This window comes from Cognaticolwellia aestuarii, from assembly GCF_002000025.1.
GTDB lineage: Bacteria > Pseudomonadota > Gammaproteobacteria > Enterobacterales > Alteromonadaceae > Cognaticolwellia > Cognaticolwellia aestuarii.
Genome location: NZ_MUZV01000003.1, coordinates 39,853 through 54,734, shown reverse-complemented (window position 1 = coordinate 54,734; position 14,882 = coordinate 39,853). Strand labels below are relative to the sequence as shown.

At 38.3% G+C, this 14,882-nt stretch carries 14 protein-coding genes and 1 pseudogene; 3 read left to right on the top strand and 12 right to left on the bottom strand.

What is annotated here, in order from left to right:
* Positions 1-132: 132 nt before the first annotated feature.
* The 4 genes from B0169_RS05370 to B0169_RS05355 form a co-directional block, all read right to left on the bottom strand.
* Positions 133-984 carry a carboxylate/amino acid/amine transporter gene (locus B0169_RS05370; protein WP_077284946.1) on the bottom strand — a complete coding sequence of 284 codons (852 nt, stop codon included), beginning with the start codon at positions 982-984 and terminating at the stop codon, positions 133-135.
* Positions 985-1,181: 197 nt separating this feature from the next.
* Entirely contained in the window at positions 1,182-1,643 is a 462-nt protein-coding gene (locus B0169_RS05365) for a DUF2059 domain-containing protein (protein ID WP_077284945.1), read from the bottom strand.
* 115 nt (positions 1,644-1,758) lie between these two features.
* Positions 1,759-2,190 (bottom strand): RidA family protein, encoded by a 432-nt coding sequence (locus B0169_RS05360; RefSeq protein ID WP_158077054.1) that lies wholly within the window; start codon positions 2,188-2,190, stop codon positions 1,759-1,761.
* A gap of 150 nt (positions 2,191-2,340) precedes the next feature.
* Complete coding sequence (locus tag B0169_RS05355; RefSeq protein ID WP_077284943.1) at positions 2,341-2,931, bottom strand: YqaA family protein; 591 nt, start codon at positions 2,929-2,931, stop codon at positions 2,341-2,343.
* 941 nt (positions 2,932-3,872) lie between these two features.
* Here B0169_RS05355 and B0169_RS05350 point away from each other — a divergent pair.
* The 3 genes and pseudogenes from B0169_RS05350 to B0169_RS19510 form a co-directional block, all read left to right on the top strand.
* Positions 3,873-4,406, top strand: a complete 534-nt coding sequence (locus B0169_RS05350; RefSeq protein ID WP_077284942.1) for a DUF7010 family protein — start codon at positions 3,873-3,875, stop codon at positions 4,404-4,406.
* A 682-nt stretch (positions 4,407-5,088) separates the two neighbouring features.
* The gene (locus B0169_RS05345; protein WP_077284941.1) at positions 5,089-7,158 is read left to right on the top strand and encodes a S9 family peptidase; all 2,070 of its coding nucleotides are present in this window, start codon (positions 5,089-5,091) and stop codon (positions 7,156-7,158) included.
* 152 nt (positions 7,159-7,310) lie between these two features.
* Positions 7,311-7,451 (top strand): annotated as a pseudogene (locus B0169_RS19510) (IS110 family transposase); the annotation flags it as partial.
* Between the two features lie 32 nt (positions 7,452-7,483).
* Here B0169_RS19510 and B0169_RS05340 read toward each other — a convergent pair.
* From B0169_RS05340 to rsxC, 8 genes are all read right to left on the bottom strand, one after another.
* The gene (locus tag B0169_RS05340) at positions 7,484-7,858 is read right to left on the bottom strand and encodes a hypothetical protein (protein ID WP_077284940.1); all 375 of its coding nucleotides are present in this window, start codon (positions 7,856-7,858) and stop codon (positions 7,484-7,486) included.
* A 19-nt stretch (positions 7,859-7,877) separates the two neighbouring features.
* Positions 7,878-8,309: a hypothetical protein gene (locus B0169_RS05335; RefSeq protein ID WP_077284939.1), complete on the bottom strand. Its 432-nt coding sequence runs from the start codon at positions 8,307-8,309 to the stop codon at positions 7,878-7,880.
* Positions 8,310-8,417: 108 nt separating this feature from the next.
* Positions 8,418-8,627 carry a hypothetical protein gene (locus B0169_RS05330; protein ID WP_077284938.1) on the bottom strand — a complete coding sequence of 70 codons (210 nt, stop codon included), beginning with the start codon at positions 8,625-8,627 and terminating at the stop codon, positions 8,418-8,420.
* Positions 8,628-9,108: 481 nt separating this feature from the next.
* The gene (nth, locus tag B0169_RS05325) at positions 9,109-9,741 is read right to left on the bottom strand and encodes an endonuclease III (RefSeq protein ID WP_077284937.1); all 633 of its coding nucleotides are present in this window, start codon (positions 9,739-9,741) and stop codon (positions 9,109-9,111) included.
* 72 nt (positions 9,742-9,813) lie between these two features.
* Positions 9,814-10,518, bottom strand: coding sequence for an electron transport complex subunit E (locus tag B0169_RS05320; protein WP_077284936.1), 705 nt, complete (start codon positions 10,516-10,518; stop codon positions 9,814-9,816).
* Entirely contained in the window at positions 10,518-11,156 is a 639-nt protein-coding gene (gene rsxG, locus B0169_RS05315) for an electron transport complex subunit RsxG (RefSeq protein ID WP_077284935.1), read from the bottom strand. The genes B0169_RS05320 and rsxG overlap by 1 nt, the downstream gene beginning before the upstream one ends.
* Positions 11,156-12,220: an electron transport complex subunit RsxD gene (gene rsxD / locus B0169_RS05310; RefSeq protein WP_077284934.1), complete on the bottom strand. Its 1,065-nt coding sequence runs from the start codon at positions 12,218-12,220 to the stop codon at positions 11,156-11,158. Before rsxD ends, rsxG begins: the two co-directional genes overlap by 1 nt.
* A gap of 9 nt (positions 12,221-12,229) precedes the next feature.
* Positions 12,230-14,872 (bottom strand): electron transport complex subunit RsxC, encoded by a 2,643-nt coding sequence (gene rsxC, locus B0169_RS05305; RefSeq protein WP_077284933.1) that lies wholly within the window; start codon positions 14,870-14,872, stop codon positions 12,230-12,232.
* Positions 14,873-14,882: the final 10 nt, after the last annotated feature.

The following is a 14,882-nucleotide window of genomic DNA, read 5'->3' as shown; positions in this document are numbered from 1 at the left end:
TTTGAAATTCACTTATCTATAAAGTGTTTACCATAGATAGTGATTTAGCAATAAAGTGATTGATAAATAACGTTATCAATTTTTATGAGTCATTTTATTGCCTATTACATTAGCAATGCATGTTAGCGTTTATTACTTTATATGAAATTTGTTATTCACCTGTAGCGCGAATAAGATAATCAACCCGCCTAAGGTTAATCGAAAAATATCTGCGTCACGATTCCAAAAAATTACGTTTACGATAATACCTGCTGGGATTAATAAGTTGTTGGCAACCGCTAGTGTGCCAACGCTTACCTGTGTCGCTCCTTTGTTCCAAGCAAAATAGCCCAGACCAGATGCCACAATACCGAGGTAAACTAAAATAGACCATTGAAATGAAGTTGTTGGTAACTTGTTTGGGTCGCCAAGCAATAGATAACAAGGGATCACAACGGCTAATGCCCCCAAAAAAAACCAAGCAAAAATTGTTCGCTGTGCTAAATTACTAGGCTCCTTTGCCATTGTTCGTTTGTAACTCACTTGACCAACGGCAAAACAGATATTAGCGGCTTGTACAATGAATAAACCGGTTAAGAAACCTTCGTCTATTCCTTCGTAGCGAATGGTAATAGCCCCAATCACTGCCAGTAACGCACTTAAGATAAAGCCAGTGTTAAGTTGGCGATCGAGTAGGTCATTAAAAAGTGTTATGTAAATAGGTGTCATCACCGTAAACAGTAAGACCTCAGGCACTGAAAGATATAAAAATGACTGGTAATAAAAACCATACATAATGCCTAGCTGAAATGCACCACAGAGCATCAATTTTAAGGCAACGTTGATTTTAATTTGTTGAATCTTTAAAAAAGGTAAAAAAATTACCGTAGCCAGCGCTACTCTTATCAATACTGAAAACCAAGCATCCACTTGCCCAGCCAGATAAACACCGATCAAGCTAAAAGAAAATGCCCACATTAAGGTGACGGCAATTAGTATTGGCATGTAGGAAAGCCCTGTTTAGAAAAATGTCGCTAGTGTACCGACTTCTCTAATTTGGGTATATCTGTTTACAAAAATAAATAATAACCCGTTTGAAACTCTGGGCTGTTAACTGAAATTTAAAGGTCGAAAGCTAGCATCTGCTGTTTTGTAAAATGTTGCTAGCTAAAATAATGAATGCAGCGAATATAAGGCTACTGTTAGTTATCGTGCTTTAATGGCTTAGCATTAGCTACGGCCTGATATAAAAATGGTAAAACCTTTGACATATATTTATGCCCATTTATAGTGAACTCTTGATTGATTTTAGGAGATAATGACTGAAATTTTTTACCGGTATCAGTTTCGAAGAATGATGCGGGCTTACCCATGCTAAAAAAGTTTATAATCTCTTCTATTTCGATATCAGAAAACTTACTTGTATATATAGGCGCTATAGAAAGGCGAACCTTATCCCAAGCAAAGTAATATGATTCCCACTCTTCAACTAAATTTGAATGTAACTTTAATGTTGGATCGGTCATATACATAACGTTCGCGATTTGACCTTTAGATTTATCGAAAAACTCTTTTGCCCCGTTTGTTTCTAGTAATTTGAATGCCAATTCGTTTGCTTGAACAAAGAAAGGAAATAACAACACAATTAACAGTAACTTCTTCATTTGAACCTTGAGATAATTTTAAGCCCTATTAACAGGCTAAATAATGTTGACGGAAATTGTTGGGGGACGAAACACTGTCATTTGTATTATATCCTTATTTAACAATTTATTATGTCTACGGTAGCACAACAACAACTTCAACTTCTAGTAAATGTGACTTACTCCAGAGCCTTTTAACTTCAACCCAACTTGAAGAGGGGTATTTACCATTAAAGTGAGCCTTGCGGGCTGGAATAGCGGCTTTTAATTTTTCAATATCTGTAGTGAATATTACCTCTTTTACGATAGCATTTGTTCCAACATCATAATCAGCAAGTATTTTTTTAATAGTATTGTAAATATCATCAATTTGGTTTTCAAAAGTAGTTTGTTCGCTCGTGATACCTGATATATATAAAGTGTTATCAGTTTTCACGACTTGCGAGTAACCAATATCATTTTCCCAAGAGTGATAATTTTTTCTTTCAATTGCTTGGTTGCTGGTAGCGCAACCAAATAAAAAGAGGCTACAAGATAGCAGTAATGATTTTTTGATGAAATGTAGCAATTGAACTCCATTGAGGAAAATAAATATAATTGTTTATTATGTATACGGCTCAGTCATGTTCGCTGCATAATTCTTATTTAATTAGTATTAATATCATATAATTTCAATGCTTTAAAAGTGAATAGTGCTACTAAATAGCTACAGCAGCACTTATGACGAGAATACGTTGCTTATCCCCCATGCAAGTAACACTAACGTGGTGAGAACAATGATAGTTTTAACTTTATGTTTACGTAGCATATGTTCAGCTTTATCTCCGGCATAGTATACCAAAATGGCTAAACCGAAATAACGAATAGCGCGAGCAATCGTTGCAGCAATCAAAAATAGGCTTAGTGAATATTTGGTCGCACCGGCTGCAAGCATTGCTATTTGAAAGGGGATCGGCACAACCCCTAAGGTGAGTACAAACCAGAAGCCTTGCTTTTGCATTTTTTGCTTTATTATTTCAAATTGCTCTGGATTTGAAAATGTACTAATAATCCAATCGCCAACAGCATCAAATAAAAAATAACCCAGCGCATAACCAAATAAAGCGCCAATAATACAACCTAATGTTGCCATTAAGGCAATAAGCCATAATTTTTCACGGCGAGCTTGCATTAACGGCACTAATACCGCCTCTAATGGAATGGGCACTATCGTTGATTCTAAAAAAGATGCTGTGGTGATACCACTGAGCATGTGCTTAGAGTCGATGAATTGACGCGTCTTTTTTTTAAGCTTTTTTTGAATAGCCACAAACTTCCTTTTAGGTCGATATTTAAGTAAGACTAACTTCAGCTCAGTTTAACTTGAGAAATATTATAACGCTCTGGTTGGTAATTTATAAGGCTGTTGAATATATCAATGCACGCTTAATAACTCTGTTAGATACGTTGTGAAGAAGTTTCAAGGCAAGTTAATACCTGTGTTTAGCCCTTAACGTTAAATTAACAGGTATTTACGATAATACAAGTGACATAATTTGGACTTTATTTATAGGCCATTGTCACTTCGATAGCATAAAGTATCAGTAGCGATAAGCTTCAATGTTAATTGCTTTAAAGGTTTCATTTAATAGTCTACTTTCACCTTGGTCAGTATTAATACTGTTCACCAATTCACCCCGATTTGCTGCTCGATGAATATACGCTTTTAGCCTCTATATACTAACGAGTTCAATCAGACAAAATTGATAAGGGATTAGGTAAAATAAGGCAAAACTTAGCGGATTTTTATACAGTACTAGGCTGTGCTAGGTCGTCGTTGGGTCGGTAACTGGCAATTGTTCACGTTTTTTTTCATGGTAACACGCCATAAGGGTAAACTTATATCGACTTGTTTTTAATTGAATTTAAGGGTATTTTGATTTTTTTAGGGGGCAAAATACCGCGATTTTTTAGCCGTGTTTATTTTGGTGTATTTCGTTTACGATTTATTCGCTGTTAATCTTGGCATAGAATCGATTAAAACTTTTGGCAAGTGAGTATTATCAATACTTTTATACCTTTCTATTACCAAGCCTCAGTTATTTAATGATAAACCTTCACGTAGTGCGCTACTTTATTCGTGATGAAGAACTAGTAGCGAATAACTAGTGGCGAAGAACACTTGTCGTGAAATATCGTTTGGCGATTCCACCGAGCATTATTTTTTACTTAGTATAGCTTTATGTAAAACCAAAAATTTAGGATACAGAGATGACTTTAGAAGAATGTAGAAAAGATTTTGAACACTCGGCCAAAAGATCTTTAGCGATGCCCATCGCTGGCGCATTATATTGGCTGGCACTTGCTATTGTTTCAACTCAGGTTTCTGAAAGACTAGGTTTGCTCATTCTACTCTTTGGCTCAGGTACTATTTTCCCGATAGCTTTATTAATTGCAAAAATCACCAAAGAAAAGGTCTTCTCCCCAAATAACCCGTTGGCGAAGTTGATGGGACTTTCTGTTTTAATGGTTAACTTATTGTGGGCTCTGCATATTCCCTTGTTTTTATATGCACCAGAATTTTTACCTTTAAGTGTTGGTATTGGTCTAGGACTACATTGGATTGTTTACTCGTGGATTATTCAGCACCCAGTAGGGCTGATCCATGCAATATTACGTACAGTGTTAGTTTTATTAGCATGGTTTATTTTTCCAGAGTCACGCCTTTTTGCTATCGGGATTTCAATTGTCCTTGTCTACTGTTTAAGTATTTGGCTAATGTCAACGAGAAAAATATCAAGTTAAAGCAATAGGGCGCCATAATAGGCGCCTTTACTTAAGGTATTAGATTTGGCCAAAAGGCTAAGTAACATAAAAAATATTGATACCAGTAAAAGCTTGGCTAAGTTCCAAGGTGTATTGCTGCAAGCGAATTTAGCTACTTTTTATATTAATTAGCTATAAAACGGTGACTTAGGAAGTATAAAGCGAAACCCTTTACTATTACTTGCTGTGATAGTTTTAGCCCCGAAAAATGTTTTACTTAACCAGCATTTTGCTTCATCTGGCATTTTATATCGGAAAGCCAATGATATTTGGAGCATTATCAGAAAAGCAGGCAGATTTACTCCTTTGAAGAGCTCTCATGCCACTTGCTCAACATTTTGTTTATAGCCAGTTTAGTACGATTAGCGACTCGTTAAATATGCATATCTACAGCTATGGTGAGCTAGCCAAAAGATAATAAAGGTGGATATTTTGCTCTGTTATGTGAGTTAAATCTGCCAAGACAATAAATATCGAAGTTTAAATGAGCGTGCACGCTTGATAAAAAGAGAGTTTTTGAAGCTTGTTGAATTATTAGCACATGCAGTTCACCTTATAAATCCTGCCTTTTAAATCAAATACATGGTGCTAATATAATTATTTAAGTTATCTTTTAAACTTCACTGTTAATTCTAATTAAAACAATAAGAGTAAACTTGTCATGAATAAGAAATATATAACCAAGTCAGCATTGACGCTGGTAATAAGTACGTTATTTGCCACTCATTCAGCTGTTGCTGATGAGTCGACAAGTCGCACTTTATCTTTAAAGGATGTTTTTAATCTTGAGTATGCTGCTAACCCTGTAGTAACGCCTGATGGTAAACATGTTGTTTATGAGCGCCGCAGCATGGATATTATGACGGACTCTGTACGACGAAATTTGTGGTCAATAGCAATAGATGGTGGCGCTCATTTGCCTATTTTTTCTGACAGTAAAAATCACTTTAATCCTGTGTTTTCACCTGACGGCGCTAAGATGGCTTACCTTTCAAGTAAAGAAGGCAAGGTTCAAGTTTATTTGAAAGATGTAGCATCAAACAGCACAACTCGCGTAACTGATGTTGCGATGAGCCCTAGCAGTATGAGCTTTTCACCTGATGGTAAATACCTGGCTTTTGCTATGTTTACACCCACTAAAGCCAAGCCCTTGTTTAGTTTAGATTTTAAGCCAAAAGGCGCTAAGTGGGCAGAGAATGCTCTGTATATTGATCAAACAAATTTTCAGCGAGATAGTATGGGCATGAAACGCCCAGGCAACATGCAAGTGTATGTAGTACCCACCATTGGCGGAACACCAAGACAAGTTACCTCTGGTGCACATGATCACGCCGGAACAATGGCATGGTCTAAAAACGGTCAACAGTTAATTATCTCTGCAAACACAAGAGATGAAGCCGAGTTCGATATGCTTAATAGCGACTTATTCAGTATTGATATCAATACGTTAAAAGTTGCTAAATTAACAGATATGAGTGGGCCAGAATACAGCCCTCAGTTGAGTCCTAATGGTAAGAAAATAGCTTTTGTTGGTTATGAAGATAATGGCAAGTCAAATCAGCTCAGTCAATTATATGTCATGGATTCTGATGGCGATAATATTAAAAACTTAACCAGTAAACTAGACCGCTCTGTCGGTGCAATTAAATGGGCAGGTAAGGGTAAAGGCTTATATTTTAGCTACGATGATATGGGCAAGAAAAATGTAGCTTACGTTAACTTAGCAGGTAAAATTTCAAATGTAACAAATGACTTAGGTGGTACTACCTTAGGTAGACCCTATACATCTGGCGATTATGATGTAACACCTAAAGGCCATGTTGTTTATACCTCTTCAAAAGGTAACCGTCCTGCGGATCTCGCTGTTGTGACCAAAAAAGGCAAAGTAAAACAACTTACAGATTTAAATGGTGATGTTTTTGATCACAAAACAGTGAATAAACCAGCATTAATTGAGTTAAAAAGCAGTATAGATAATAGAGCTTTACAAGCTTGGGTAGTAACGCCACCAAATTTTGATGCTCAGAAAAAATACCCATTAATTTTAGAAATACATGGTGGCCCACACACAGCCTATGGTCCTGGCTACTCAACAGAAGTGCAATTAATGGCTGCTGCTGGTTATGTTGTTGTATATGGCAACCCAAGAGGCTCTACTTCTCAAGGTGAAGAATTTGCTAATTTAATCGATAAAAATTATCCATCACAAGATTATAATGACCTTATGGATATGGTTGATGCGACTATTGCCAAAGGCTATATCGATGAGTCGAACCTATTTGTCACGGGGGGCTCAGGCGGTGGTACGCTAACTTCTTGGATCATAGGTAAAACGGATCGTTTCAAAGCATCAGTTGTGGCTAAACCCGTCATTAACTGGACCAGTATGATAGGTACATCTGATATCTATGCCTTTATGAGCAAGTATTGGTTTACAGACTTACCGTGGAATGATTACGAACAATATTGGAGCCGTTCGCCGTTATCATTAGTTGGCAATGTAAAAACACCAACGATGGTACTAACAGGAGAGTTAGACGTACGTACACCTATGTCTGAAAGCGAACAGTACTATGGTGCATTGCGCTTACAAGGAGTAGAAAGCTCACTTGTTCGTATTCAAGGTGCTTATCATGGTATTGCCGCTAAGCCTTCCAACCTAGCACGTAAAGTCGGATATATTTTAGCTTGGTTTGATAAGTATAAAAACGATACAAAAACTGAAAAATAAACAAGACTAGATATTAGTTTTAGTTATTTATATAAAATAAAGCCCCGATTACTGTTTTAGTATTGGGGCTTTTTGCTCATTTAACTCTTCGTTTTAAATTGCGACGCCCTTAATCAGTCCTATCTTTAAACTCACATAAGTCTCAATATATAATAATAAGGTCGTTGGCTTTTAAGTGGATAAGAATAGTATTTAGGTGCTGGAAAACCAATACACCTTTTGATGAGTCTAAGTATTTAGAAGCATTGAAATGTAGAGGCTCGCCGCTACTAAAATTTGCAATAAATAGCTAAATTTTAGTAGTTGTCCACCTCAGGGCGTGTTGTTAGGTGTTTTTAGCTCTAAAACTTAATTTAAAACTAATTACTCCGATAATACCGATTAATGCAACAGATAATGTATCTGATACTGGAGCAGCGTATAAACCAGTAAAAAAATGATCTATTGGAATATATGTTGCCGGACATAGCCCAACCAAAATGTAGTTACGTATATTAGCTTTATTATACTTTTGAAATAAGAGATGCGCAGGAATAACCCAGAAAACTGTAACCATTAAAGCTATCGCAGTAACTACAGCCGCAGAAAATATACTAAGCAGTAACTCAATTGAGGCACCACCAAAAAATAAAAAGAATAAAGTACTCACAATAAACACTGTGATTGTTGATACTAAAGTCGATTTAATAACTGGACTCAAAGAAACACCTAACGCCTTATTAGCAGTGCATTACGCAAGTGCTAGAGCCTTCATTTATATAACCGTAACCATCAATCTTCACTGATTTAGATTCTAAACCATAAACCGGAATTGATGTGGCTACTATTGGAAAGTTAAGCTTAATTAAATCAACTTCGTTTGGTTTAGAAATACCAAACCAAAAATTTACAATTTCACTTTTTACGAACATACATGGTTGAGAATATCCAATTTCAGTTAAACCGTAATATATAAAACCTGCAAATTCAGAACCGACTGCATCAATAAATTGGGCTTTAACGATGATGTTTGAGTTAGGGTTTAACTCATCACTTTCATTTGCAGGGGTAATAATTGTTTCATCACAGCTATCGTCTTTCCACATAGGAAAATGCCAAACAGAATGATCTGATAAGTCTTGAAGAGTGATATCCCAGATTTGCTTGCTCATAACTTCCTTGTACTGCTAACGCCCTGTTAACAGGCAATAATATAGTTGGCTAGAATAAGCGACGAAGGAGCAAAAGCCAACTGTATTTTGTCCTTGTTTAACAGCTTGTTATGTGTACTTTAGCACTATAATTTCTAGTGCCTCGACCTTAAGACAAACAGCTTTATTTTTTGCGTCTGTTACTTGTGCGCAATATTCGGAATCCTCAGAATCAAACCATTCGAGGTGGGTCATAACCTCCATATCATTAGCTAGCACAACACTTTCAGTGTCGTCAGCATAATCAATGCTTATTGGATATTCAGGTATGTTTTCCAATGCTCAATCCTCCTTGTACACATAACAGCTTATTAGTGCGCATTTCGAATTAAACCGTCGACAATTTCTGATTAATTCGGTCACGTATAAATAATTTATAATATTTTTAGTAACTTACCAGTAAGTTTGACTGCATTCAACTTCATCTATGAATTTACATACCGGGTCTTGAGATATATGAGCCAACAAATGGCACGTTATGCACCCAACCAATAAAAAATAAAGATAATAAAAACAATTATTAACCAATTTTTTTGGTATAAACGAGCCACTATAGTAACTTTACATTACGTGCCAATATATATAGCCAGTTATCCATTAGAAAATATATGACAAAATATCGAGGCTAATGTCTTCTGAGCGCACGGAGGAGACTTTACTCTTGAATTCATTAGTGTCCGGTTTCGTATCCTAGCTGACTTAATTGAGGTGAATATTAGAAACTATTTGTGACCGATTTAGGCTCTGTGCAGACAAAAGGCTAATCAGTCTTATCTTTAAACTCACACAAATCTTCAATGATACACGAACCACATTTTGGTTTGCGCGCCACACAGGTATAGCGACCGTGCAAAATTAACCAGTGATGAACATCGACTTTAAACTCGGCAGGTACAACTTTTAAGAGCTTATCTTCTACTTGGTCAACATTTTTACCCATAGCCAATTTAGTGCGGTTTGAGACGCGGTATATATGCGTGTCTACGGCTATGGTCGGCCAGCCAAAAGCAGTATTGAGCACAACGTTAGCTGTTTTTCTTCCTACGCCCGGTAATGCTTCAAGTGCAGCTCTGTTTTCGGGCACTTCACCACCATGCAAGTCAATTAACATCTGGCAAGTTTTCAGGGTGTTAGCGGCTTTGGTGTTAAATAACCCTATGGTTTTGATATACGATTTTAAGCCATCAAGACCGAGATCAAGTATTGCTTGCGGGGTATTGGCAACAGGGTAGAGTTTATCGGTTGCTTTATTAACACTTACATCGGTAGCCTGAGCGGATAGCAATACCGCTATTAACAATTCAAACGGGCTGGAAAAATTTAGCTCAGTGGTTGGCGTTGGGTTGTCATCTCTTAAGCGGGTTAATATTTCTAGTCGTTTTGCTTTATTCATCAGGCTTATATATCACTATTGTTATGGTAAAACGTTGTAGCGCTGTGTTTGCTATCGTTGGTTTATGTTTATTTAGCTTTCAAAATTAACACGTACGCGCTCAATGGCTTGTTCTAATTTTTTCGGTTTTGCTTGCGCTATTTTATGATCAATCGCATTTTTTCCGGCGATTAAAAAACCCATCGCAATAAAAGCACCTGGTGGTAATATAGCCAATAAGAACTGGCTATCAAGCTGATATACTTGTATTTTTAAGTCAGTTGCCCATGCACCTAACAGTAAATTTGCACCATCAAATAAGGTGCCTTGGCCAAGAATTTCACGAATAGCACCTAATATCACTAATACGGCTAAAAACCCTAATCCCATCATTAAACCGTCAAAGCTAGCTTGCTTAATAGGGTTTTTAGAGGCGTAAGCTTCGGCGCGACCAATAATGGCACAGTTAGTCACTATTAATGGCAGAAAAATCCCTAAAGACTGATATAAGCCGTAAGTGTAAGCGTTCATGAGTAATTGAACACAAGTAACAAAAGCGGCGATGATCAAGACAAAGATGGGAATACGAATTTCTTTTGGTACCCAATGTCTAATGGCCGATACAGTGGCATTTGAACAAATTAAAACAAACATGGTTGCAATACCTAACCCTAGAGCATTAACCACGGTTGAGGTTACCGCTAGTAAAGGGCAAAGGCCGAGTAATTGTACTAAGCCTGGATTATTTTTCCATAAGCCTTGCCAGGCTAGCTCTTTATATTCAGGATTAATTTTCATTATTTGTTCTCACAATTACTGGTATTTGAAAAAATAACCGCTTGATTTGCTTTAAAGTAGTCGATGGTTTTTTTCACTGTTTTAACAACTGCTCTAGGCGTAATAGTCGCACCTGTAAATTGGTCAAACATGCCGCCATCTTTCATAACGCCCCAGCGTGTATCATTATCATCGAGAACACCTTTACCCGAAAATTTTTCAATCCAAGAACTTTTTCTTAATTCTATTTTATCACCCAAGCCCGGAGTTTCTTTGTGCTCAAGGGCTCTAACGCCGCTGATACTGCCATCAACATTGATCGCGATTAATAATTCAATATTTCCGCTATAGCCATTAGGTGCAATGGCTTTAATGGCTGCGGCAGTTGATACACCGTTAAGTCGAGCACGGTAGATAACATCAACGAGTAAATCAGTATTGTTATCAATAGGGGCTGCAATACAGTCACGAAACATTTCATTATCGTGACTACTTTTCGGAATAATTTCATTTAATTGTTTTATCAATTGTTGTTGCGCCTGCATGCTAATTCGCTCTTTGGTTAGTACATGCACCAAACCAACAGATAATGTACAAACAATAGCAAATAGGGCGAGTATTTTTGCATTTTTACTGATAGCGGGGAGTAAAGTCGACATTATTTTTTTGCCCCTAAATTGTGGCCATAGGTTCTAGGACGCGTATATTGGTCAATAAGCGGTGCTGCCATATTACATAATAAAACGGCAAAAGCGACTGCATCGGGATAACCACCAAATTTTCTGATCAGGTAAACTAATAAGCCAGCCAATGCGCCAAAGACAAGACGACCTTTAACACTCGTCGCCCCTGAAACTGGATCAGTAAGGATGAAAAATGCTCCTAGCATAGTGGCACCCGTAAACCAGTGAAACATAGTTGAAGCACTACTGTCAGGGCTGATAATAAAGGCAATAAAACTACACACAAAAAGGCTTGATAAAAAGCTTAATGGTGTTGTCCAGTGAATAGCTTTTTTACTCAACAAAAATAAGCCACCGAGTAAAAATCCGGCATTTATCCATTCCCAACCTAGCCCAAAATGCTTACCTATGGTCGGTGCTTGCATACTCTCAACTACGGTTAGGCCTTGAGTTAGATTGGTTTTTACCGTGTCCAGAGGTGTAGCCATGGTAAAGCCGTCAATATGGGTGCGAATTTGTTCAACAGAATAACCTTGTGGTGTATAGCCGGTAAAAATCACAGAAAAAGTATCACTTAACTGGATATCCATTGCTAATAGAGACAATGGTGGTTGCCATAAGGTCATTTGCACTGGAAATGAAATTAGCAGCATGACATAAGCCGCCATTGCTGGGTTAAAAGGATTATGACCTAAGCCCCCGTACAGTTGTTTAACAACAATAATTGCAAATAAACTGCCAATAATGGTGATCCACCAAGGTGCTAAAGCCGGTAAGCTAATACCGAGTAGTACCGCAGTTAATATGGCACTTCCGTCAAATAACTGTGCGGTTATTTTTTTATTTCGTAACGATAACACCGTGAATTCTGCAACGAGTGCTGTGATGATGGCTAACGAAATATGAATTAAATTCCCCCAGCCGAAGAAATACCACTGGGCAAAAATGCCGGGAATTGTGGCATAAATCACCATTCTCATTAAGGCTGATGTTTCGCTTTGTTGATGATTGTGTGGGGAACTTGCTATCCAAAATGCCATGGCGTTCAATTACTCTGAAAGTTGTGATTTATTGGCTGAAGCAGCCAGTTTTTTTGCTTTCGCTTTTGCAACGGCAGCAGCAATGCGGGCTTTTTTGTCATTTACTGGTGCATCTGCAATTGGAATATTTTCATTGGCTTCTGCTTCTGCTTCAGCAACAGTTTCAGTTACTATTTCAGCGGCTGTTTCTGTGGTGTTAACGGCCGCTTCAGTTGCTGGCGCTTGCTGATTTTTTTCTGCTAACTTCTTTGCTTTCGCTTTTGCAACGGCAGCAGCAATACGGGCTTTTTTGTCGTTGACTGGTGCATCTGCCGTTGCAATATTTTCATTGGCTTCTGCTTCTGCGACAGTTTCAGTTACTATTTCAGCGGCTGTTTCAGTGGTGTTAACGGCTGTTTCAGTTGCTGGCGCTTGCTGATTTTTTTCTGCTAACTTCTTTGCTTTCGCTTTTGCAACGGCAGCAGCAATGCGGGCTTTTTTGTCATTTACTGGTGCATCTGCAATTGCAATATTTTCATTGGCTTCTGCTTCTGCTTCAGCAACAGTTTCAGTTACTATTTCAGCGGCTGTTTCTGTGGTGTTAACGGCCGCTTCAGTTGCTGGCGCTTGCTGATTTTTTTCTGCTAATTTCTTTGCTTTCGCTTTTGCAACGGCAGCAGCAATGCGGGCTTTTTTGTCGTTGACTGGTGCATCTGCCGTTGCAAGCTTTTCATTGGCTTCTGCTTCAGCAACAGTGTCAGTTACTATTTTAGCGGCTGTTTCAGTGGTGTTAACGGCCGCTTCAGTTGCTGACGCTTGTTGATTTTTTTCTGCCAATTTTTTTGCTTTCGCCTTGGCAATTGCCGCGGCTACTTTAGCTTTTTTATCATTGACTACAGGCGCAGCTTCTGTTGTTGCCGGCGTTGCGCTGTCAGATGCTTTAAATTGATTATCCGGGTTTTCATTTATTACGTTGTCAGTCGCTTGGCTTTTTTGTGCTAATTTCTTCGCTTTAGCTCTGGCGATTGCATTAGCTACTTGGCTTTTATTGTCGTCAATTTGTACCGCTGCGCTATTAATGATTTCAGGGCTATTTTCGCTATTGTTGCTTTGTGCTTTTTTAGCCTTTACTCGAGCAAGGGCAGCAGCAACAGCAGATTTCTCTGATTTTGCCGCCTCAGTTCCCGCATTCATTCTCGCTTTACGTGCTTCAGCTGCAATTCTATGTTTTTCTGCACGAGCAATTTTTTCACGTTCAAGACGTAATTTGCGTGCTTCAAATCTAACTTTCGCTTTTTCAGCTTTAATATCGAGTAGCTTCTGTTGGCGAATTTCGGCTTTTGCTACACGATAATAGTGCACTAAAGGAATTTGGCTGGGACAGACGTAAGCACAAGCTCCACATTCAATACAATCAAACAAGTTTAGTTTTTCAAGTTGTGATTGATCTTTTGCTTTCGCGCTCCATTGTAATTCTTGAGGTAATAGTTGCGCTGGGCACACATCTGCGCATTGCCCACAACGAATGCACTCTACCTCTTTACTGCTTGTTGAAGAGAAAGGCGAGGCAATTTCAATTTCGCTAGGCGCTAAAATACAGTTGGTGGTTTTTATTACTGGAATTTGATCGTTCGCTAAGCTAAAGCCCATCATGGGGCCGCCCATAATCAAATGCTTATCTTGGCTATTACTATAGCCGCACTGTTGGGTTAAAAATCCAACCGGCGTGCCAATAAGCGCCCAAGTGTTTTGTGGTTTATCTAAGGCTTGACCACTAACCGTAACTACACGTTTGATCAATGGTGTGTCGTTAATTACCGCGTCAGCTATCGCAAAGCACGTGGCAATATTTTGCATGACCATACCTAATGAGCTAGGCAATACGCCACTGGGAACTTCTTGCCCAGTTAATATCTTAATCAGTTGTTTTTCGCCGCCGCTAGGGTACTTTGTCGGGATTACACAGACATGAATATGATCAATATCGGAAGTAACTTTTTTTAATACTTCAATCGCTGTCGGTTTATTGTCTTCTATCCCGATGAGAATGTTTTTCGGTGCGAGTAGATGATCTAAAATTTTAATGCCATCTAAAATCGTCGGGCTATGCTCTTGGATCAATAAGTCATCAGCTGTGATATAAGGTTCGCATTCAACCGCATTGATTATCAAATAGTCTATTTTTGCTAAGGTTGAAACTTTTACTTGTGTCGGAAAACCTGCGCCGCCCATACCAGCAATACCGGCATTAGCAATTTTCTCTAAAATTTGCGCTTTGCCCAGTAATGTAAAGTCAGGACAGATATGGCGCTCTTGCCAAGTGTCTTCACCATCAGGTGTTAAAATGACACAACTCTCACTCAGACCTGACGGGTGAGGTATCGCCATAGACTGAATTGCTGTGATTGTGCCACTTGTGGGGGCATGAATAGGCAATGACATTGGACTGTCGCAGCTACTCATTCTTTGTCCTTTTAGGACTCTATCACCAACGTTAACAATTAAATTACCCGCTTGGCCGATATGTTGGCGAATAGGGATAATTAATTGCTCAGGAATTTGTGCACTTGCAATAGGTTTGGTGCAGGTTAAGAATTTCTGCTCTGGCGGGTGAATACCGCCATGAAACTGTGAAAAACTACCTTTTTTTATACGCTCAATTACCGATTCCACCCAAACCTCA

Coding starts and splice junctions, on each gene's coding strand:
- B0169_RS05365 (WP_077284945.1), bottom strand. CDS start 1,643: ATGAAGAAGTTACTGTTAATTGTGTTGTTATTTCCTTTCTTTGTTCAA.
- B0169_RS05370 (WP_077284946.1), bottom strand. CDS start 984: ATGCCAATACTAATTGCCGTCACCTTAATGTGGGCATTTTCTTTTAGC.
- B0169_RS05350 (WP_077284942.1), top strand. CDS start 3,873: ATGACTTTAGAAGAATGTAGAAAAGATTTTGAACACTCGGCCAAAAGA.
- B0169_RS05320 (WP_077284936.1), bottom strand. CDS start 10,518: ATGAAAATTAATCCTGAATATAAAGAGCTAGCCTGGCAAGGCTTATGG.
- rsxD (WP_077284934.1), bottom strand. CDS start 12,220: ATGGCATTTTGGATAGCAAGTTCCCCACACAATCATCAACAAAGCGAA.
- B0169_RS05345 (WP_077284941.1), top strand. CDS start 5,089: ATGAATAAGAAATATATAACCAAGTCAGCATTGACGCTGGTAATAAGT.
- nth (WP_077284937.1), bottom strand. CDS start 9,741: ATGAATAAAGCAAAACGACTAGAAATATTAACCCGCTTAAGAGATGAC.
- B0169_RS05335 (WP_077284939.1), bottom strand. CDS start 8,309: ATGAGCAAGCAAATCTGGGATATCACTCTTCAAGACTTATCAGATCAT.
- rsxG (WP_077284935.1), bottom strand. CDS start 11,156: ATGTCGACTTTACTCCCCGCTATCAGTAAAAATGCAAAAATACTCGCC.